Below are 19,735 nucleotides of genomic sequence, written 5' to 3'. Positions count from 1 at the left end.
GCTCAGCATGAGCATTATTAACGATGCACTATCGTATTTATCCCCAGGCTGGGCGTTAAAACGGCAGGCGGCCGCAATGAGTTATCGCAACTTAAAAGGTTACGAAGCAGCCAGCCCAAGCCGAACCCACAAAGCCAGTAAAGAGGGGCGCGGCGCTAACCAAGCGGTATTTGCAGCAGGTAAAAGCCTGCGTGAACAAGCGCGCTGGTTAGACGAAAATCACGACCTCAGTATTGGCATTTTAGACCGCATGGAAGAGCGGGTTATTGGTGCCCAAGGCATAGTGGTTGAGCCACAGCCTCGCAGCATGAGTGGTGAAATACTCGACGAACTGGCCAACGAAATACAACGCCGTTTTGCCACATGGTCATTAAAGCCTGACGTAACAGGGCGCTACACTCGGCCAGAACTTGAGCGCTTAGTGCTGCGCACCGCATTACGCGACGGTGAAGTGTTCGGCCAGCAAGTGCGCGGTAAAGTGGCTAAGTTTGGTCACCCAAACCCGCAAGGCACCCAATACAGTATTGAAGCGCTTGAGCCTGATTACATTCCGTTTGAACTTAACGATGTATCAAGTCGCGTTCGTCAGGGGTTAGAGGTTAACGGATGGGGGCAGGTGGTGAATTACCATGTGCTGCTAGACCATCCCGCCGACCAAATCGGTTTTCGCTACAAAACCAAAACGGTACCTGCAAGCAATATGCTGCACTTGGGCTTGTTTAAGCGCCTGCACCAGCTGCGCGGTATCAGTATTTTTCATGGCATTTTAACCCGCCTTGGCGACATAAAAGACTATGAAGAATCTGAACGAGTCGCCGCCCGTATTGCGGCAGCGTTAGCGTTTTACATCAAACGCGGCGATGCCAGTATGTTCGGCTTAGATGGTGACGCCAAAGCTGACCGCGAAATAAACATTGCACCAGGCATGACCTTTGATGATCTCGCTGTTGGTGAAGATGTCGGCATGATTGAGTCAAACCGCCCCAACGTGCACTTGGTTGATTTTCGTAATGGCCAGTTGAAAGCCTGTGCCGCAGGCACCCGTGGTAGTTACTCAAGTATTGCCCGTGATTATCAAGGCAGCTACTCAAGCCAGCGCCAAGAGCTAGTCGAGCAAGACGAGTCGAACCGCATTATGCAGCAATGGTTTTGTGCCGGCTGGGCGCGGCCAGCATTTCGTAACTGGTTGCAGATGGAGTTAATGAATAAGCAGGACCCATTAACATTGCCGCCAGACTTAGACACCCGCACCTTGTTTGACGCGGTGTACTACGGACCAACCATGCCATGGATTGATCCCCGCAAAGAATCCCAAGGCTGGGAAATGATGATAGCCGGTAATGCCGCAACCGAGGCTGACTGGGCGCGAGCTCGTGGCCGTAACCCAAGCGAAGTTAAACGACAACGCCAACGTGAAGTTAAGTTTAACCGCGACAACGACATGGTCACGGGTAACGACCCAGAGCCACAAAACGGAGTAACCCCAAGTGAAAAAGACACAAATGCATCTGGCGGTAGCCGCCGCAATGCTGCTAGCACCACAAGCAAGCCTGACCCTGACACCGACCAATAAGCCCGAAAAAAGCTGGTACAGCTTAAAGGCGCAAAACGGTAATGCCGAATTAATGATTTATGACGAAATTGGTGGCTGGGGCATTAGTGCCCGTCAGTTCGCCAGCGACTTACAAGCATTAGGCAAAATCGGCACCTTAACGGCACGCATCCATTCGCCAGGTGGTGACGTGTTCGAGGGCATGGCGATTTACAACATGATCAAAGGCCACCCCGCGCACAAGGTTTGCCATATTGACGGCCTTGCCGCGTCAATGGCCAGCGTGATTGCCATGGCATTTGATGAAGTGATTATGCCCGAAAACGCCATGATGATGGTGCATAAACCATGGGGCGGCACGTTAGGTGATGCCGACGACATGCGCAAATATGCCGACTTACTCGACAAAGTCGAAGGTAATTTAGTTGGCGCGTATCAACAAAAAACAGGTTTGCCAGAAGATGAGTTACATACGCTTTTGGCAGCTGAAACATGGCTAACTGGCCGCGAAGCGGTTGAAAAAGGTTTCGCCAACACCCTCACTGAACCGCTGCAAATGGCGGCTTCGCTTAACTCAAAAAGACTCAAGGACTTTACTAATATGCCTGAAGCTCTAAAAAAACTGTTTGCACCACAGGGTAATGTACCTGGTGCAACCAATACGCCTGCGCCAGCAGCCACTAACACCCCAGCAGCATCGGTGCCAGCACCAACTTCACCGTCGCAAGCAGACATTCAAGCTGCAGCTGCTGCAATGAACAAAGATCGTATCGACGGCATTAATGCTGCGTTCGCTACGTTTCCGCAGTTTGCAGACATTAAAAACACCTGTATTGCAGATACCAACATCGATGCCAGCAAAGCCAAAGACATGATCTTGGCAAAGTTGGGCGAAGGCACTACGTCGTTAGCCGCTCAACCTAACAGCGTGATCATTCATGCTGGTAACGGTAACTTGGTGGGTGACTCAATTCGTGCGCATGTTATGAATCGTGCTGGTCACGGTGAAGCGCAAAAAGACAATGCTTACAATAGCTACAACTTACGTGAGCTTGCCCGTGCATCGTTGGTTGATCGCGGTATTGGCATCGCCAACTTAAACCCAATGCAGATGGTGGGTTTAGCCTTTACCCATAGTTCAAGCGATTTTGGAAACATCCTATTGGATGTGGCTAATAAGTCGGTGTTAATGGGCTGGGAAACCGCAGAAGAAACCTTTGAACGCTGGACCAAAAAAGGCCAGTTGGGTGACTTTAAAATTGCTAAACGTGTGGGGCTTGGTGACTTTAACAGCTTACGCGAAGTGCGCGAAGGTGCTGAGTATAAGTACATCACCTTAGGTGATCGCGCAGAGCAAATCGCCCTAGCAACATATGGTGAATTGTTTTCGATTACTCGCCAGGCAATCATCAATGACGATATGAGCATGTTAACTGACATCCCAATGAAAATGGGCTTTGCAGCGAAAGGCACCATTGGCGACTTGGTTTATGCAGTGTTAACGCAAAACCCTAAAATGTCAGACGGTAAAGCCTTGTTCCATTCAGACCATGGCAACCTAGGCTCAGGTGCTGCAAGTGTTGCGGCCTTAGATGCTGGCCGCCAAGCTATGCGTAAGCAAAAGTCTGGCACTCGCCACTTAAACATTCGCCCTGAGTTTGTATTGTGCCCAGTAGCGCTTGAAACAACGATGAACCAAATCATCAAATCAAGCTCAGTTAAAGGCGCCGATGTTAACGCGGGTATTGCTAACCCTATCCAAAACTTTGCTGAAGTTATTGCCGAGTCTCGTTTAGATGACGCAAGTGCAGCAGCGTGGTATTTAGCCGCAGGCCAAGGCCGTGACACCATTGAAGTGGCATACCTTGACGGCATGGATACGCCATACATTGAGCAGCAACAAGGCTTTACCGTTGACGGTGTTGCCACCAAAGTGCGTATCGACGCAGGTGTAGCACCGCTTGATCATCGTGGTGTGTACAAGTCATCTGGTCAGTAATTAACGAAAAGGCCGCAGCCAATTAGCTAGCGGCCTTTTTATTTTTGATTGTTAAATCATAGGAATCATTCCATGAAAAATTGTGTATCAGATGGTAATACCATCGACTTTATCGCTACGGCCGCAGTGGCCAGTGGTGCGCCAGTGTTATTAGGCAAAGTAGTTGCTGTGTCGCTTGGCAATGTTGCCCTTGATGACGTGGGTGTTGGTGTAACAGAGGGCGTGTTTGAATTGCCTAAAGTCACCGCCGACGACATCACCCAAGGCGCTCAGGTGTATATCAAGTCAGACGGCATGATCACATCAACTGCATCGGGCAATACCTTGGCGGGTAAAGCATGGGCGGCCGCTGGCAACCCAAGCGATACAGTATGGGTAAAAATCAATGCCTAGTTTGGCAGCGGTATTTGCTGAACGAGTAAATGCCAAAATAGCACGGGTGTTTCAGCGCTTGGCTGACCCGTGCACGTTCGCCCCAACGGATGGGGCAACCCCCTACACTCGCCTGGTGTCACTAGACGATAACGGCAGCGAAATTGCCGCATCGTCTAACGAATACGTGCCTGAGTTAATCATGCGCGCTGAGTTTTTGCTCAGCGAAGGTGATGTTAATTCGGGCGATGTATTTACCATCAACGGGGTTGAGTGCCGATTAACCCAGCGGGTTAGCACTGACTCAGTGTGTGTGACCTATGTGTATTTACAAATGTAGGTGTTGTCATGGCATTAACTAGCACAGGCTTTGCAGAAGTAGATCGCGAGCTTAAACGCATTCGTGATGCGCAATCACCTGCCATTGCTAAAGCCATTGACGATGCCGCCAATTTTGGTAATCAGCTTGCTGTAGATGCCATTTTTAACAAATACGGTTTTAAGTCTAAGTCGTATGTTGAGCAACATTTCAGCGTGAGCATTAACCCCAAAACCCTAACCGCCTCAATTAGCGCAAGGATGCGCGCCAGCACCTTAACTCGGTTTGCCAGCCCTCGTTACAAAGTGGGTAAACGTGCCGCTCGGGTAGCCGGTGGATACAGCATAAACGTTATTCGCAATAAGCCTGTGTGGTTTAGCGGTGCGTTTACTGTCATTGGGCGCAACGGCAATCAACTCATGTTTAGCCGTAAAACGGGTGACAACTCTTGGCGAGATTTAAAAGGACAAAAATCGTTATACGGCCCTTCAGTGGCAGGCAGCTTTGGGTATATGCGTGACGAGTTAGAGCCACCCATTATCGCCCATTTGCGTAAAAAATACGGCCAATACGCTAAGTAGTTCTTAACTTCACCAAGAGACATTACCCATGATTAACACAATCATAGACCGCCTAAAGCTGGTTGACGGCGCAACGGTGCGCGAAGGTTTTTATGCGCAATCTTTGGCAAAAGAAGCGCAGTTTATTTTTTTGCAGCCTTATACCGATTTGTTCGGCGCCAAAAACGGCATTAACCCATACCGCGATGATTTGGTATTGCAAGTGGTTGCCGGCATTAATCTGAGTAAATCAACCAACCCCACCGCCGAGCTAATCAACCTGGTTCGCGACATTCGCAGCGCACTCTTTAAAGACGAACGTAATACCGAGAAACCGTCATGGCTACCCCAAGCTATTACGTTTAAAGAGTCCGAGGCTTGTAAATACATTATGCCCGAAGCCCATGAAAAACATGGATTAGCGGTCATCACTTTAACCTTAATTCATACAGTACCATTTGGAGAACAACTATGAGCGAAACCGTAGTAGAGAGTTATATCGGCTCGGGCATCGTGTATGTCAACGGCCGCGACGTGGGTAACGCCAGCGGCGTGAACATTTCAATCGAGCAAGAAACCAAAGAGCAGCCAAACTATCGCGGTGGTGGCGGTAACGCTGATGAAATCACCGTGGTTAAATCGGTTAACTTATCAATGACGTTAAACGACTTTAGCAACGCCAACCTAGCGTTAGCGCTGCGCGGTAAAATTGACGTGTTAACCGCTGAGTCGGTAACAGACGAAGCCATTACTGCTGTGTTAGATGGTCTAGCCGACACCGCCAAAATGATTGATACCGCAGTGCCCCCAGTGGTAACCCACAGCTCAGGCACACCCACTTATGTTGTTGATGTTGACTATGTGGTTAGCGCTGGCGGTATTCGTGCATTAAGCACAGGTGAGATTACTGCAGGCCAAGACTTAAAAGTCAGCTACACCAGTAAAGCAGGCAATGCCTTGCAAGCACTGGTTGAATCAGGCGAAGAAGTCAAAGTGGTGATTGATGGTGTTAACGATGCCACAGGCAAGCCTAACGTGCTTAAGTTTTACCGCTGGAAGCCTACACCAACATCGGGCCTAGACTTAATTGGCGACGACTTCGGTTCATTCGACATCGAAGGCGGCGTACTGGCCGACAGCAGCATTGTTGCCGCTGGGAAGTCCAAGTTCTTTGTGCGTAGCGCAGCGTAATTGAACTGTCCGGAATATCCGGATAGTTCAACATTCAAGCCCACAGTTAACCGCTGTGGGCTTTTATTTTGTTTTTTAACGCTAATTTGGTGATGTATGAGTTTTAAAGACCAAGTCATTAACCTGATCATTCAGGGCAAAGATTTATTTTCAAGTGAAGCCAAAAAGTCCGAAAAGGCAGTCACTGAGTTAGCGGCACAAAGCGAAGTATTAAACGATCGCTTAAAAGAGTTAGAAGATTTACAAGCCGCTGCCAACTCAATTGATGATTTAACAGCATCAATTGCCAAGGGCGAAAAGGCCTACAAAGACAATTCGGTGGCACTTGATAAGTTAGTCACCGAGCAAAAGGCAGCGGTTAAAGAATTAAAGCAACTTGAAGCCGCACAAAAAGCGGCCGAGGGTTCAACCAACCTGCTTGAGCAAGAATACAATCAAGCGCAAGCGGCATTGGTTAAATACGAGTCTGAGTTACAACAGGCCCGTGTTGAAGTTGAAAAACTCAGCACCGAGCAGCAACAAAGTGCAACGGCAAGCACCGAACAAGCCGCCGCATTAGCTAAAGCCAAAATTGATTTACAGCAATTAACGACCGAACAAACCAGCGCTAAAAATGCTGCGGCACAACTGGCCACCGCATTAGATACTCAGCGCCGTGAGTTGTTAGAGGTTAGCACTGCAGTTGACAATGCAAGCCGCAATAAAGCCGATTACACACTGCAAGTTAAAACGGCGCGTACTGAGTTAAATCAGTTAGCCAGCAGTATTAATAAAAACAAAACCGAACTCGACAAAAATACCGCCAGTGTAAAAGCTGCGGGCATCAGCATGGACAGCCTAGCGGATGCCACGCAGGACTTAAAACGCCAACAAGCGGCAGCCGAAACCGCATTAAGCGGCGTGAACACCAAGCTTGAAAAACACAATAAGTTACTGGTTGAGTCTAAAAAAGATGCCGGTGATTTTGGTGGTAGCATTAAAAGTGCAACCGCCTCGCTGGTTGCCATGGCGGGTGCGTATGTCGGTATCGACAAGCTATGGGATAGCATCAAGTCGGTATTAACCGCAGGCGATGAGGCCGCCGCGTTCACTGCGCAAATGACCGCTATGATGGGCAGTATTGCCAGTGGTGAGCAGGCTACCCAATGGATTAAAGACTTTGCCAATAACACAGGTACCCGTTTAGATTCGGCTAAACAAGCCTTTGCATCGTTAAAAACATTTGGCATCGACCCCATGAATGGCAGTTTGCAAGCCATGGTCGATTACAACGCTAAACTAGGTGGTAGCCAAGAAAAGCTCGAGGGTATCATTTTGGCCGTTGGCCAAGCCTGGGCAAAACAAAAACTGCAGGGTGAAGAAATACTGCAGTTAGTTGAGCGCGGCGTACCTGTTTGGGATTTACTCGAAAAAGTCACCGGGAAAAATGCGGTACAGCTTGGTAAGTTAAGTGAAGCGGGTTTGCTTGGCCGCGATGTAATGCAGCAGTTGTTTACCGAAATTGGTAACCAAGCCAATGGCCAAGCCTCTAAAAGCCTTGAACGCTTGAGCGGCCAAGTTAACTTGATGTCCAACAAATGGACCGAGTTTAAAACCATTATTGCTGATTCTGGCGCGTATCAAGTAGCCGTTGATTTTATTCAGTCGTTAAACGCCAAGTTTGATGAGCTCAATAAAAGCGGTCAAATCAAACAAGCTGCGCAAGACATAAGCGACTTTTTCACCACCATGATCCGCGATGGTGGCTCAAGCATTACCGCCACCCTTGAAAACATTGCCGCCTTTGCTCGGGCGTTAAATGTGATTAGTGGATCACTGCGCCTAGTGTGGAATGGTATCACTGCTGGCTTGTCGTCCATTGCATTGGTTGCTACGTCATCGTTCGCGACGGTCATTGATGCCTATGCATTTATGATTGAAAAACTCGGTGGTGATGAATTAGCCGCATCAATTCGCCAGGCGTCTGGTGCTGTTAAAGCAATTGCTGAAGGCTATAAACAGCAAATCGAGCAAGACAGTAAAGACATTAATGCTGCGTGGCAACAAGTAACGGGGGAGGTTGAACAGGCCGCTGCAACTGCTTATAAAGCCGCAGGCGAGGCCGCAACTAAAAGCGCTAAGGTACAAACTGATGCCGCCAATGATGTAGCTGATGCTCAGCAAAGCCAAGGTGATGCTACCGACGAACAAACCGCCAAAATCAAAGAGTTTGAATTGGCGATGTCTAAGGCTGGCATTACTACTGTTACAGTATTGCGCGAACAGGCCGCCGCAGCCAAAGCCACTTACGAAGAAGTTAAACAAGGTGCTGCGGATGGTGTTGCCTCAACGAACGAGCTTAACCAGGCGTTCTTAAAATACGCAGAGGCATCGATAAAAGCCGCAGCTGCGGGTGACAAGCAAGTTGAGTCGAGCCTTAAGCAACAAGCCGCCAACCTTGGCTTGAGCGAAAATGTTGACGCATTGGTTACTCAGTACCAAAAGCTGAACCAAGCACAAGCGGCCATGGGCGAAAGTGGCCAGCAAGCCGAAAAGGAAGTAGAAAGCTCAAGCACTAACATTGGTATTAGCATTCAAAATACCGTGGGCGTGATTGTTAAAAGCGCGCAAGATGCGGGTTCGTCTTTGCAAAGTGTGGCTGAGTTTTTTACAGCATACTTGCAGGGGATCACCGCGCAAGTTGCTGACCTCAGCACTGGCGCCGTAGCGTACTTTAAGCAGATTTTATACGGACAACGCCAGTTAACTGACTCAAGCAGCGAGCTTGAAAAAACCATTCAGATTTACAAAAATCTGCGTGGTGAAATCGGTGATCTGCAAACCATTCAAGCCAAATCTATCGACTTTACCGGCATTAGTAACTTTGCCCGTGCAGCCGAAATTGCAGGTAAGCAGGCGCAGCAGGCGTATTACGGCCAGCGCATTGAACTGCTCAAACTGGTTGATGCGCTCAATGCAGCCGAAAACGGCAATGTGGGTTTAATCAATAGCGCCGAACGTGCGGCAAATTCAATGAACTTGATGAATGATCAAGACTTGGGTGTGCTGCGCAGCGCGATTGAATCGGCTAAATCGAGCATGGACTCCTTGCGTGATAGTGCCCAATCAACCCTCGACACCTTGCAAGATGAACTCGACGGTTACCTTGGCCGCCAAGATGAAATCGAAAAACGCCGTTATCAGCAAGAACTGACTGAGATTAAAGCTCAGTTAGCGGCGGCTGAAACCACGGGCGACAAGGCGTTAATCAGCCAGTTGAAGGAGGCCGAGAAAACGCTAAACAAGGTTTACGCTTACCGAACTGCTGAGATTAAAGCCCAGCAAGAAGCCAGCGAAAAACAGGCCCTTAGTGATGCCGAAACTGCCAAGCAACAAACCGCCACCACGACAGCAACGGCCGCAGCCAAAACCACGGCAACTCAAACCCAAACCACGACCACCACAACCGCAGCAACCAGTAGCGACACTGTGGTGCTGCAGCTGCAAGTGGGTAACGCCACGTTCGACACGCAAACCAAGCGCAGCATTGTGAATGAGTTGGTTGCCGAGATTAAGCGCCTGCAATCAGTGGGTGGTTAGTTTTGTTTGGCAACGTTACGCACATTAAAAAATGAGGCGATATGTATAACACCACCATCGACACTATTGTGTTAACCGAGCCATTGCACTGGCTAAACCGCAATAACACCCAACGGGTTGCAGCCAATATGAAACGGGCGCTTAACGGTGCCCCGCATATTCAGCAAACCGTGATACCCGCAGGCATAGCGCTAGAGCTTGGCAGTAAAAACGGCTGGATGCCCCGCAGTGAGTTTGCACAACTGCAAGCCCATGCGGCCAGCACATTAACTGAGTTTGTGATTAGTCACGATGGCACCGACATGACTGTGGTGTGGGATAACACCCAAACCAGCGTGATTACCGGTGATGATGTGGACGACCAGCTAGGCGGGTATCCGCTGCTCACCAACGTGGTATTACGTTTCTTAACGCTATAACTCTTTTTCGCTTATTGATAAACACAGGTGGCTCATGAGCATTACCCGTAATAAATTAAAGATATTTAAACCCGAGTTGCTTGGTACCAGTGACGACGCAGGCGGCCAGCGTACTCGTAATGCGGTTGAGTCGGGCAAACTTAACGAATTGTTTACTGCCATTTCAGACATCGACCACGCGCAATCATCACTCGATGTTGTTAAATGCTACCCCGCATTAGACACCACAGACACCGCCACATTGCTCGATGCGCATGTGTTTATTAGTCAGCCGCCGAGTGATCCGCTTGTGTCTATGCTATTGGTAGAGGCCGATGCATTAGACGATGAAGATCGCATGGTCGAAATGAAAGAAATATTAGAGTCGTCAGTCACGGCGGGGTCATTAATCCGTTCTGGCGCCCCAGGCTTTTTACCGAATCAAAACAGCTTTAGCCGCGAGTATTTACAGTCTACTTATACGTTCGACGGTAAAGAGTACCGCAAAACCACTTCTTTGCGCGTGGGCCAAGTGATTGCCATTGCAGTGGAATACCCTGGCGTTGAAGATGCAGACTGGCCACGCAAAATACATTACGCCATGGTGACTGACACCAACGCAACAGGCAACAGCGAGGGCAATATTGTATTCGACCCGCCGATTGATTTTGCAACCCCTGAGTACAACGTCACCATTAATGCGACTGCCAACTGCACTAAGCTGCGATTAACGAACGAGGCCAGCCCGTTAACGTTTCATGGCGTGAGTAAGTTAACTGCCGCGAGTAGTAACAAGAATCTAGCCGTTGCCGCTGTGCAGCAAAACCTGTTGCCAGTGGTGCTAAGCGAGCAAGTTAAAACAGGCCAAGCAATTAGCGACGGCGACATAGTACGTAAAACGGTGACCCAAAATGCGACAACGGCGCAAAGCTATCAGTTCGCGCTTGTTGATGTATTGCAGGGTGATAACACGGCAATAGATTACACCCCCATCACCAGTTATACATCGGGCGGCATTCAGTACGGCAGTGACGATGCCATTGTGGTGGTTAGCAGTGACACGGTGAGTGTGACGTTATCGCGTAAACCTGACATCAATACCCCTGTGTCGTTGCAGTACATCTCGGGCGTGTCGTATCAAAACTATGACAACGCTGATGCATTCCCTGCAGATCGCGAATTAGTACCCAACACGTTAACGGGTAAGGTGACTCATCAAAGTACGGCTTACTCATTCACTGAACGTGATGGTGCGTTATACATCACGATTGTGTCTGGTGTTGGCTCGTTGGTTGTGCGTGAAGAAAAGCGCGCCGCCATTGTAGACTATCAAACTGGCAGCATAACGCTTGAAAATGGTATATCTAATCTTGATTATGTTGGCTTAGTGATTGCGCCCGAGTCAGCTAATGTGGCCACGTTTGTACTCAATGCCAGTGATGCCGTGTTAGATACATTTTATGTGCAAGTGTTTACCGTGGGCGATGTGTTAATTAGCGCCAGCAGTGATGCTAATGGCACGATAACAGGCACAGGCATTAGCGGCAGTATTGTCAATAACCTGGTGCAGTTGTCGTTTACTCAAGATGTTAAGTTAAGCACCTTGCGCTATGACATTACCGAGCAAGTGCGCAACCTGCCGCCTGCTGATATTTACGGCCTAAACCCGCTGCGCATTCCCAATGCTGGCGTGGTTGATATATTCAGGCAGTGGGGCACAGTTGCGGTTTCACACACTGATTATCAAAACGTAGTTAGCCCAAGCAATGGTGCGGTTATTACCATTCGCACGGGCAGTAACTTTGTTGATATTACCGACTCAACTGGCGCAAGTTTATGGACCGCAACCAGTGATCACTTTAGCGTTGACAGCGCAGCCGGCACCGTGACCTTAAACAGTGACTTTAGCGGCTTTACTGCACCGTTTATTTTAAGCGACACAATAAGCGAGCTGGCGTTAGTCACGGCAGTGAATACCAATACTGTGACCATTTCAGCGGCGTTGTCGCGTGAGTATCCCATTGGTTCAAGTGTGGCCAGTGTGCAGATACTCGGTGACTTACAAGCGCGAGTCGGCAAGGTGCGCGACATGACCAGCTGGGCGAACAATTGGGACCTAGACGGCGAGGCTGCGCAAGGCAATTTAAACACGGTTGATTACCCGATTGAGGTCACCAACGCTGCGGCAGTAAATGAAGATTGGGCGATAGTGTTTACCTCAAGCACCGCGTTTCGTTGTGTCGGTAAACGTATTGGCCAAATTGCCACGGGCGATACGTTAAACGATTTTGCGCCAATTAATACGTTAACTAATCAACCGTACTTTGTGATCCGCTCCGGCGCGTTCGGTGCCGGTTGGAACCCGGGTGAAGCCATTCGCTTTGCCACTGTTGCCAGCGCTAAACCGGTTATGCCAATTCGCACTGTGCAAGCAGGCCACAGCCAAATCAACACCGACCGCGCCGTATTGGCGTTTCGCGGTAACGAAGCTTAATTACTTTTTAAAGACAGTGGTGCCAGCAGTAATGCCGGTACCGCTTTCGCGTGAGGAAAAATCATGGGATTACCAGTTACGGTATATCGTTGGGATGATGCAGGGGCGCCGCAGATTACAGACCGAAAACCATCTGAAATACTTAACATTTTGAGGAAATGCCTAGTTGACGGGTACGGTACTAAATCACCACTAGGTTGGTCTGTTGTATTTGATGAACCAAGTCAGTTTAAGACTGTATTCAGAAACGACCCTACATTGGGTACAGGTTCGTGTGTGTCTGTGTCACCTAGAAATGGTTTGAATAATGCAGGTGTAATGTTGGATTTCGTACCTGCTGTAGATTTTGTGGATATTAACACCAGCTACCGTAGGGGTTATAGCGCAGGTGTTCATTCGTTCTTAACATCAATGACAAAATGGTTTGTAATCGGTAATGCTACTGGGTTTTACATCATAGTGTCTGACACATCACCGGTGTCTGGGTATGACAAAAGATATGATGACCTATGTTTTGTCGGGGATTTCAACTCTGTGATACCTGCTGATGCTGGTAAATTTATAGCATTAAACACTACTAACACCGTAGGTGATGACTCCTACGCGTCACACAACCATTGGAGTTATACATTTGCCAACACGTGGTACACACCAGGTACAACCAGCCCTGTCGGTAAGCCGCTTAAATTATATAACGCAGACGGTGCTGATGAATATCGTGAATATGGTGTCACATTACCTTTCTCACCGTACAACGGTAATAGTGCCACAAAACTCGCAACACACAGGTCAGGTGTGTACGCACCAATATACATTCAGCTTGCAGGCTCGACGCTAGGTAATATGTCTCTTGATGTAAATGGTGATCACATAATGGCATCATCTGTTTCACCAACGTTACGAGGGTTCATGCCGGGATTGAAGATTGAAGCAACACCTAGGTACGCTAGTGAATCATGGCCTGTGTTTGATGTGATAAATGGTCAGCAACACTTACTGTTGCGCAGTCAAACAACATCAGCGTTTACATGGTTAAATTGTGAGGAATGGTGATGGAACTTATCTTACATCATAAGTCTGACGCAAACATACCACGTGCGAAATTGACTCTAGACGTTGACACAAATGCTGAACGTGTACAGTTTATTGACCGAAAATTGTCCCGACATGTACGCACAGTTAGAGTGTTGACTAACACGACGTCTATTATTGTAGTTTTACCTGTTGAGTATGTCACTAAACAAGATTTGATGATTGTAATGGTTGATGACAATCGTGAGTATAACGCTGTGATAGTTGACGGGGTTAAATGCGACATTTTTAACTGTGCAACAATTGATTTAGGGTGGGTTAATGTATGACACAGTATATTTCTAGCATTACCAAGGACATGATGCTGAACTCAATCACACCTACTCACATATCCTTGCACAGTGGCGACCCTAGCGAAAGTGGTTTAAATAATGAAATAAGCAGTACACATTACACAAGACAACCTTGTGTATTTAACCAATCGCTCAATGGTGAACGGGTGTTGAATGCGAATGTTGATATTACTCTATCGCAAGGTGATAGTGTGAATTACATAGGTTATTGGAATAATTCCACATTTTTAATGTCAGAAAGCATACAACCAATATTGTTTACGGCAGTTGGTGTATTGACAATTAACCAATTATCAACGGTGTTGAAAATATGATTACTGACGTCGCAACAGGTATTGAATTATTCCCGAGTATTACAGAAGTGGTTAATACCTACCCAACACCAGCAGACGCTTATAACGCATGGGCTAATGAGTTAGGGTTAGACGCAGATAGCACGTTATCGGGGTTATTACGATCTGACGATGGTTCTACAGAGATTGACCTAGGTTTCATAACAACGATTGGTGGTACATCTACCAAGCTTATGCAATCAACAGAGGGGTCGATTGCGGTATGGCTTAATGATGACGCTGGGGTAATTAACACCGCCAGACCTATCACGGCTATAACGTCTGAGCAATCGTCAGTGACTAGAGCATATCAAAGTCGAAGTGGGAACAACCCACCGATTATATTTAATTTTAAGAACCCAACAACTGATTCTGGGTCATGGTCACCGAAGTGGAATAAGACACAAGACACTGCGATAATTTACTGTGAGTGGGCTAGTTACAGTAATCAAAATGCCAATAACTCAAAAGTGGCTATTCGTATCAAACAAGGTTCTATAGAAATAGTTTGTATGGCTGACTCAGCATCAACTGGGTCGAAGTTCCAAATTTTCATGATGGATTCGTCATCGACAAGTGGAACGGCTGTAGCAAACAGTAATAATTTTGCAACCGCATTAGTGCCTGATGTTACTCGAACATTTACAAGCGTTATCCTAAAAAACATTAGAGGTAATGTTACAGGTACAGACGGTCAACCCATAGATACCATTGTTAGAGTGTATAACAGAGATACAGGGAGACTAGCTGTTGAGGGTGTTAGTGATAGTCAAACTGGTGAATATTCGTTACAAGTGCCAGATGGTGAATATTACGTTGTATGTTTAGATGGAAGCGTTGCGGATGATCTTAATGCGTTAATTTTGGACAGGATTACGCCCGTTGAATAATTTTATTTTTACAACAAATGTATACTCGCCACCAGTTGGTAACAGAGTTGACTTTGCTTTTTCAAGCAATAGATCAACTGACGTTGTGTCAGTAATACCTTTTGTTTTAAACAACGAAGTAAAGTTATCATATACTGTAGAAATATTAACCACTGTGCCAGTTAATATTTCGACTCATGCAACCACACCAATACAACTACGATTTGATCAACCATGGCCTAATGCCACTTCACCCATCACTATCCGCTTTGGTGGTGAGGTGGTACCAGAGCCGCCAATCCGCGCACCGTCTTTGGGTATTCATTTGGGCGTGACTTGGCAACCGCCATTGCGCGCTGCCAATGATCACCAATTGACAAGTGCAAGCCAACAGCTCGGTAATCAAATTCAGTTAGGTGTGCTATCTAATCCTGCAACAGACTACTGCGTAAAAATCCAATGGCAAAATAAACCACTGACTCAACAGCAAACAGTAATACATTATGCTGGCAATGCGTTAACTGAGTTAACCACAAATTGGCAATGGTTTGTCGCGCCGAGTGTTGAACAAAGCGTGACTTTGCCTTGGCTGGTACCTAACCAACACAGCACGATTATGTCAGTCGATTGGCAAGTAAAACCAACGCTGAATACGCTGCAGGCTAATATCAATTGGTGTGATGGCGCTTATTTAGTTAACGATATTGCCACGGAGTACAGCTATGGCAATGTTCGGTTAACTCAACCAAGCATTGCCTGGGGGCCTCATACTGCGAGTTGGATTTGCTCAACCCGCTATCGACCACCAACCGGCAAAGTGACGATTCGGTTTAGCGAGCCTTGGGCAAGTTCAACCAGCCCATTGCAGTTACGTTTTACTGCATCAGCTAACTATTGTTATTTTGACGATGGCGGCGGGCTAATCGATGCCAACCCAAGCTTACCCAGCCTTGATTTTGAAACCCCCATTGAACCACAACTGCGCAGGTATTATTTAATGCAGCCAACCATTACGTGTGTGCGTGTGTCTGATGACGTACCGATTGTGATCAGTAATATCAGTATTAGCCGCAGCCGTGGCCAGTGGGCCAGCTCGGTGAGTATCGATTTTTCAAGCCGCATCGATGCCACCCGTGCTGAAAACCAACTGCTGAAAGTCGGTATTAACGGCTATGAGTTTTTTGTGCTGCTTGAGCAAACCAGTGTTAGCAAAGTGTTTGGCAATGAAACATACCGAGGAACTGGCCGTAGCCGCAGCGCCGAACTTGCTACGCCATACGTATTGCCGATCAGTTATACCAACGCAACATCACGTAGTTTTGCGGGTTTACTTAACGACATGCTGCAATTCACCGGTTGGACAATCGCCCTTAATGGCATCGTTGATTTTAACGTCCCTGCTGGCGCGTTTAGCGTTGGCAATAAATCGCCCATCGATGCAGTGCAAGAAGCCGTTGCCCAATTGGGTTGTATGTTGCTATCTAATGATGAAACCAAAGCGTTAACCGTGGTACCACGTTGGCCAACCGTGCCGTGGTTAATGGATGGCGTAACACCAGACTTAACCGTGCACGATGCAGTGATCACCAGTTACAGTGAGTCAAAAGAAATCGGTACCGAGTGCAATGTGATTTGGCTGCGCGGTGAGCAGCAGGGCATTAGCGCAAAAGTAAAACGCGCAGGCACTGCAGGCAATATCGCCGCCGATGACATTAGCGCTCAACTGATTGTTGATAATCAAGCAGCACGAACAGCCGGCACCAACGCACTGGCCGACACGGGCAATAAGCTTAATATCAATATGAGTTTACCGATAATGGCTGACTTACCACCCGCCATACCTGGTATGTTGATTGGTATTCGTGAAGGTGTCGATGTGTTCAAAGGTACCTGTGATTCCGTCACTATCAATGCATCGGTTCGCGACACAGGCGACATCGATGTAGAGCAAACCATCACCGTCGTTCGTCACGTTGCATAAGCGGTTGTATCTAAATCAACATAAGGAATCGTAATGTTAAAGCAGTTACAACAAAGCTTAAGCGCCCCGCGTACCATCATGACGATTAACGCGGTCAACACCGACGGCACCGTCACCGCCAGCACTGCCAGTAACCACACACAACGGGTCATCGGTTCAGGCAGCGTTGGCGATCACATCTACGTACAAGACGGCAGGGTGCTAGGGACTGCACCCGCACTGGCATTTGTAGAGATAGAGGTTTAGTTGCAGATCATCATTGTCATTACATCATTTAACGTTACAATTACCACTGTTTATTTAACCAGTGGTAATTATTATGAAAGTCATTCCAATCTATGCCAGTGCCGGGATAACAGGTTTTGAAAGCCCTGCTAAAGAGTACATCCAAAAACCGTTAAACCTCCATGATCTATTAATAGAGCATCCATCTGCTACGTTTATTGGCCAGGCTAAAGGTGACTCTATGCAGGGCATCGGTATCTTTGATGGTGATATTTTGGTTGTTGATAGACACTTAACTGTTCAAAATCATGATGTGGTCGTGGCATGCTTTAATGGCGAGTTCGTATGCAAGATACTAGACTTAAAAAATCGCCGGTTATTGTCAGCTAATAAGGACCATGAACCGGTATCGATCACATGCAATGAAATGTTCACTGTAGAAGGCGTGGTATCTAAATCAATACGCTGTCACCGCCCATCAAACATTTATGGTTAGCGTGTATTTTTGCTCTTTAAAAGGATGTTAAGACATGAAGTCACTTATCCATTATCTTAAAAATTACCCATTTAGTTTCAAAAAACTGTTCATTTATCTATTGGTAGCTATTCCAATCGGTATTGTTGGTAATGTATTGTTTTACAACCTACAAACTGAGTGTGTTGATGACCTGACTGACTTTGATTTGGTTATTGATGTTGATGCCATGATGCAAGCAGAATTTGAAGGCTTTAATATGTGGTTTGATGAAGAGTCAAATCAATGGTGTATGTTTAAAGATCAGTATTAATAATGAAACTAATTATACAAATTGCGCTAGGTATCCTCTTGGCATATGCGGTCATGGGTTTAGGTTTTTTAGCATTCACGGCATACGTTGAACACGAAGCAAAGATGCAAATTCAAGAGGCATTGATGGAAGTCAAAGCCCAACAGGCTATTCAACTCCGTAACATCAAGCTATCTAAGCAAGAAAAGATTGAAAAGCGCAAACAAGAAATTATCGCTGAACAAAACAGAAAACAACGAGCCATTAAAAAAGCAGAAGATGACAAGCTCAAGCAAGAAGCATGGTTAAAGATTTACAAACCACGTCCAGATTGCGAAACCTACACAAGCGACGAACACATGGTTGAATGCGTAGAATACCGAAGCGAACAACGCCGAAAATTTGAAGCTGCTTATAGAAAGTTGAATATCAACTAAAGTGTAATAACTCAGTTGTCAGGTGATTAGTCATTTAGGATGGAGGGCTAGGATAGCAACCGCATTTGCATTTGTAGATATCGAGGTTTAATTTTAAATTTCTTGCATAAATTTTAGTATATCTGTATAACCTTTCGCCCAATAATGATTGTGATAGACGTTAGCAGTAAGCAAATAATTGTTGATAGTTGTCTATACTTAGGTGTAAGTTAAACTTAATGGATGTAGTTTGATTTAAGGAGGGAATTGTATGAATACTAAAAAACCAACCCCTATAAAATCTTCTTCTAATGAAAAAGTTTATCGTTTAAATGGCAATGGTGAGTTTAGCCTTAACTTAAATGATAAAAAAATACGTCAAAAAGTCATGAATAAAATCAATCGATTTAAAGACTTTCCTGTAACGGCTTAGCACTGCGAGGGTTTCATGGGGGCCTTTGCTGTTGCTTTTATCCTAATATCTGGATACATCTACGTATCTAATTCGACATTTCAAATGTATATAACACGTCGCGAAGACGGTCATCGATATTACTTTCGATGCGGCGCTTATGGTATCTTTTTTTGCTTGATAGGCATCATCATATCCATAGCTTTAGACCGCTTCAACATTCCAACAATAGCATTAAAATGCATTTTTAGAACATCGATTGAAGAGCTTACAGGGGTAACCCAATATACAAAAAGCCTTCAAGATTACCTAAGTTTGAAAATGGTGTTAGGTTCAAGTTTAGCCGTTGTATTGGCGCCTTTAGCTTCTAAATTGGATAATTTCTTTCGTGATGATGAACAATCACGCAATTATATCCATAAAGAAAAAAGCCCTGCTTTAGAAAAGTTTTTATTCGAGTGCGGTTCTGAGCTTCAGACTGTATTGATTACCTTGAAAAGTCGTAAAGTATATGTAGGGATGGTTAATGACATCCCGATTGAATCAGGTGATGTTGAGCATTTTAGTATCTTGCCAATTTTAAGTGGGTATAGAGATAAAGATAAACTGACAGTCTCGTTCACTACTAATTACTACTTACACTATCAAAATAATTTAAATGACGAGGGTGAGCCTGTAGATGGTTCTGGAGCTTGTCTTGACGATTTTGTAGAGATGATTCCAGTTTCTGAAATTGCTCATATTGGCCGGTTCGACATAGATACTTATAAGTCATTTATCAAGCCTATTGGTGCGGAAAGCGTTACACCTTGGATGGATCTTCAGGAGTTTCCAATAGATCGTAGTGGGTCGGCAAATATAACACCAAATGAAAAAGCATAAAA

General features: G+C 46.4%; 21 protein-coding genes. All 21 read left to right on the top strand.

Going from position 1 to position 19,735, the window contains the following annotated elements:
- Positions 1 to 7: 7 nt before the first annotated feature.
- The 21 genes from IEY42_RS00850 to IEY42_RS00750 all read left to right on the top strand — a co-directional run bounded on the left by IEY42_RS00850 (position 8) and on the right by IEY42_RS00750 (position 19,733).
- A complete protein-coding gene (locus IEY42_RS00850) occupies positions 8 to 1,573 on the top strand; it encodes a phage portal protein (RefSeq protein WP_188923492.1) in 1,566 nt (521 codons plus the stop codon).
- On the top strand, positions 1,527 to 3,551 hold the full coding sequence (locus IEY42_RS00845; RefSeq protein WP_188923571.1) for a ClpP-like prohead protease/major capsid protein fusion protein: 2,025 nt from the start codon (positions 1,527 to 1,529) through the stop codon (positions 3,549 to 3,551). The genes IEY42_RS00850 and IEY42_RS00845 overlap by 47 nt, the downstream gene beginning before the upstream one ends.
- Before the next feature lie 72 nt (positions 3,552 to 3,623).
- Positions 3,624 to 3,944, top strand: a complete 321-nt coding sequence (locus IEY42_RS00840) for a DUF2190 family protein (protein WP_188923491.1) — start codon at positions 3,624 to 3,626, stop codon at positions 3,942 to 3,944.
- A complete protein-coding gene (locus IEY42_RS00835; protein ID WP_188923490.1) occupies positions 3,937 to 4,263 on the top strand; it encodes a hypothetical protein in 327 nt (108 codons plus the stop codon). Before IEY42_RS00840 ends, IEY42_RS00835 begins: the two co-directional genes overlap by 8 nt.
- An 8-nt stretch (positions 4,264 to 4,271) precedes the next feature.
- Positions 4,272 to 4,823 (top strand): hypothetical protein, encoded by a 552-nt coding sequence (locus tag IEY42_RS00830; protein WP_188923489.1) that lies wholly within the window; start codon positions 4,272 to 4,274, stop codon positions 4,821 to 4,823.
- Positions 4,824 to 4,851: 28 nt separating this feature from the next.
- Positions 4,852 to 5,277, top strand: coding sequence for a hypothetical protein (locus tag IEY42_RS00825; protein ID WP_188923488.1), 426 nt, complete (start codon positions 4,852 to 4,854; stop codon positions 5,275 to 5,277).
- Entirely contained in the window at positions 5,274 to 5,993 is a 720-nt protein-coding gene (locus IEY42_RS00820; protein WP_188923487.1) for a phage tail tube protein, read from the top strand. Before IEY42_RS00825 ends, IEY42_RS00820 begins: the two co-directional genes overlap by 4 nt.
- 96 nt (positions 5,994 to 6,089) lie before the next feature.
- Complete coding sequence (locus IEY42_RS00815) at positions 6,090 to 9,572, top strand: tape measure protein (protein ID WP_188923486.1); 3,483 nt, start codon at positions 6,090 to 6,092, stop codon at positions 9,570 to 9,572.
- 41 nt (positions 9,573 to 9,613) lie between these two features.
- A complete protein-coding gene (locus IEY42_RS00810) occupies positions 9,614 to 9,991 on the top strand; it encodes a hypothetical protein (protein WP_188923485.1) in 378 nt (125 codons plus the stop codon).
- Between the two features lie 34 nt (positions 9,992 to 10,025).
- Entirely contained in the window at positions 10,026 to 12,464 is a 2,439-nt protein-coding gene (locus IEY42_RS00805; RefSeq protein WP_188923484.1) for a hypothetical protein, read from the top strand.
- Positions 12,465 to 12,527: 63 nt separating this feature from the next.
- Positions 12,528 to 13,517: a hypothetical protein gene (locus IEY42_RS00800; RefSeq protein WP_188923483.1), complete on the top strand. Its 990-nt coding sequence runs from the start codon at positions 12,528 to 12,530 to the stop codon at positions 13,515 to 13,517.
- On the top strand, positions 13,517 to 13,825 hold the full coding sequence (locus IEY42_RS00795; protein ID WP_188923482.1) for a hypothetical protein: 309 nt from the start codon (positions 13,517 to 13,519) through the stop codon (positions 13,823 to 13,825). The genes IEY42_RS00800 and IEY42_RS00795 overlap by 1 nt, the downstream gene beginning before the upstream one ends.
- Positions 13,822 to 14,163, top strand: coding sequence for a hypothetical protein (locus IEY42_RS00790; RefSeq protein WP_188923481.1), 342 nt, complete (start codon positions 13,822 to 13,824; stop codon positions 14,161 to 14,163). Before IEY42_RS00795 ends, IEY42_RS00790 begins: the two co-directional genes overlap by 4 nt.
- Positions 14,160 to 15,071 carry a hypothetical protein gene (locus tag IEY42_RS00785; protein ID WP_188923480.1) on the top strand — a complete coding sequence of 304 codons (912 nt, stop codon included), beginning with the start codon at positions 14,160 to 14,162 and terminating at the stop codon, positions 15,069 to 15,071. Before IEY42_RS00790 ends, IEY42_RS00785 begins: the two co-directional genes overlap by 4 nt.
- Positions 15,072 to 15,225: 154 nt before the next feature.
- The gene (locus IEY42_RS00780; RefSeq protein WP_229779832.1) at positions 15,226 to 17,031 is read left to right on the top strand and encodes a hypothetical protein; all 1,806 of its coding nucleotides are present in this window, start codon (positions 15,226 to 15,228) and stop codon (positions 17,029 to 17,031) included.
- Between the two features lie 33 nt (positions 17,032 to 17,064).
- A complete protein-coding gene (locus IEY42_RS00775; protein ID WP_182722210.1) occupies positions 17,065 to 17,277 on the top strand; it encodes a hypothetical protein in 213 nt (70 codons plus the stop codon).
- A 73-nt stretch (positions 17,278 to 17,350) separates the two neighbouring features.
- Positions 17,351 to 17,752: a LexA family protein gene (locus IEY42_RS00770; protein ID WP_188923479.1), complete on the top strand. Its 402-nt coding sequence runs from the start codon at positions 17,351 to 17,353 to the stop codon at positions 17,750 to 17,752.
- A gap of 34 nt (positions 17,753 to 17,786) precedes the next feature.
- On the top strand, positions 17,787 to 18,044 hold the full coding sequence (locus tag IEY42_RS00765; RefSeq protein WP_188923478.1) for a hypothetical protein: 258 nt from the start codon (positions 17,787 to 17,789) through the stop codon (positions 18,042 to 18,044).
- Between the two features lie 2 nt (positions 18,045 to 18,046).
- On the top strand, positions 18,047 to 18,460 hold the full coding sequence (locus IEY42_RS00760; protein WP_188923477.1) for a hypothetical protein: 414 nt from the start codon (positions 18,047 to 18,049) through the stop codon (positions 18,458 to 18,460).
- 250 nt (positions 18,461 to 18,710) lie between these two features.
- On the top strand, positions 18,711 to 18,872 hold the full coding sequence (locus IEY42_RS00755) for a hypothetical protein (RefSeq protein ID WP_188923476.1): 162 nt from the start codon (positions 18,711 to 18,713) through the stop codon (positions 18,870 to 18,872).
- Positions 18,873 to 18,887: 15 nt separating this feature from the next.
- Positions 18,888 to 19,733: a hypothetical protein gene (locus IEY42_RS00750; RefSeq protein ID WP_188923475.1), complete on the top strand. Its 846-nt coding sequence runs from the start codon at positions 18,888 to 18,890 to the stop codon at positions 19,731 to 19,733.
- Positions 19,734 to 19,735: the final 2 nt, after the last annotated feature.

Origin of the sequence: Shewanella algicola, assembly GCF_014648035.1 — a bacterium.
Classification (GTDB): Bacteria; Pseudomonadota; Gammaproteobacteria; order Enterobacterales; family Shewanellaceae; genus Shewanella; species Shewanella algicola.
This window is presented reverse-complemented; position numbering and strand designations above follow the sequence as displayed.

What these genes read in the sequence shown, in the direction of transcription:
- IEY42_RS00850 (WP_188923492.1), top strand. Translation starts at nt 8, where the DNA reads ATGAGCATTATTAACGATGCACTATCGTATTTATCCCCAGGCTGGGCG.
- IEY42_RS00845 (WP_188923571.1), top strand. Translation starts at nt 1,527, where the DNA reads ATGCTGCTAGCACCACAAGCAAGCCTGACCCTGACACCGACCAATAAG.
- IEY42_RS00840 (WP_188923491.1), top strand. Translation starts at nt 3,624, where the DNA reads ATGAAAAATTGTGTATCAGATGGTAATACCATCGACTTTATCGCTACG.
- IEY42_RS00835 (WP_188923490.1), top strand. Translation starts at nt 3,937, where the DNA reads ATGCCTAGTTTGGCAGCGGTATTTGCTGAACGAGTAAATGCCAAAATA.
- IEY42_RS00830 (WP_188923489.1), top strand. Translation starts at nt 4,272, where the DNA reads ATGGCATTAACTAGCACAGGCTTTGCAGAAGTAGATCGCGAGCTTAAA.
- IEY42_RS00825 (WP_188923488.1), top strand. Translation starts at nt 4,852, where the DNA reads ATGATTAACACAATCATAGACCGCCTAAAGCTGGTTGACGGCGCAACG.
- IEY42_RS00820 (WP_188923487.1), top strand. Translation starts at nt 5,274, where the DNA reads ATGAGCGAAACCGTAGTAGAGAGTTATATCGGCTCGGGCATCGTGTAT.
- IEY42_RS00815 (WP_188923486.1), top strand. Translation starts at nt 6,090, where the DNA reads ATGAGTTTTAAAGACCAAGTCATTAACCTGATCATTCAGGGCAAAGAT.
- IEY42_RS00810 (WP_188923485.1), top strand. Translation starts at nt 9,614, where the DNA reads ATGTATAACACCACCATCGACACTATTGTGTTAACCGAGCCATTGCAC.
- IEY42_RS00805 (WP_188923484.1), top strand. Translation starts at nt 10,026, where the DNA reads ATGAGCATTACCCGTAATAAATTAAAGATATTTAAACCCGAGTTGCTT.
- IEY42_RS00800 (WP_188923483.1), top strand. Translation starts at nt 12,528, where the DNA reads ATGGGATTACCAGTTACGGTATATCGTTGGGATGATGCAGGGGCGCCG.
- IEY42_RS00795 (WP_188923482.1), top strand. Translation starts at nt 13,517, where the DNA reads ATGGAACTTATCTTACATCATAAGTCTGACGCAAACATACCACGTGCG.
- IEY42_RS00790 (WP_188923481.1), top strand. Translation starts at nt 13,822, where the DNA reads ATGACACAGTATATTTCTAGCATTACCAAGGACATGATGCTGAACTCA.
- IEY42_RS00785 (WP_188923480.1), top strand. Translation starts at nt 14,160, where the DNA reads ATGATTACTGACGTCGCAACAGGTATTGAATTATTCCCGAGTATTACA.
- IEY42_RS00775 (WP_182722210.1), top strand. Translation starts at nt 17,065, where the DNA reads ATGTTAAAGCAGTTACAACAAAGCTTAAGCGCCCCGCGTACCATCATG.
- IEY42_RS00770 (WP_188923479.1), top strand. Translation starts at nt 17,351, where the DNA reads ATGAAAGTCATTCCAATCTATGCCAGTGCCGGGATAACAGGTTTTGAA.
- IEY42_RS00765 (WP_188923478.1), top strand. Translation starts at nt 17,787, where the DNA reads ATGAAGTCACTTATCCATTATCTTAAAAATTACCCATTTAGTTTCAAA.
- IEY42_RS00760 (WP_188923477.1), top strand. Translation starts at nt 18,047, where the DNA reads ATGAAACTAATTATACAAATTGCGCTAGGTATCCTCTTGGCATATGCG.
- IEY42_RS00755 (WP_188923476.1), top strand. Translation starts at nt 18,711, where the DNA reads ATGAATACTAAAAAACCAACCCCTATAAAATCTTCTTCTAATGAAAAA.
- IEY42_RS00750 (WP_188923475.1), top strand. Translation starts at nt 18,888, where the DNA reads ATGGGGGCCTTTGCTGTTGCTTTTATCCTAATATCTGGATACATCTAC.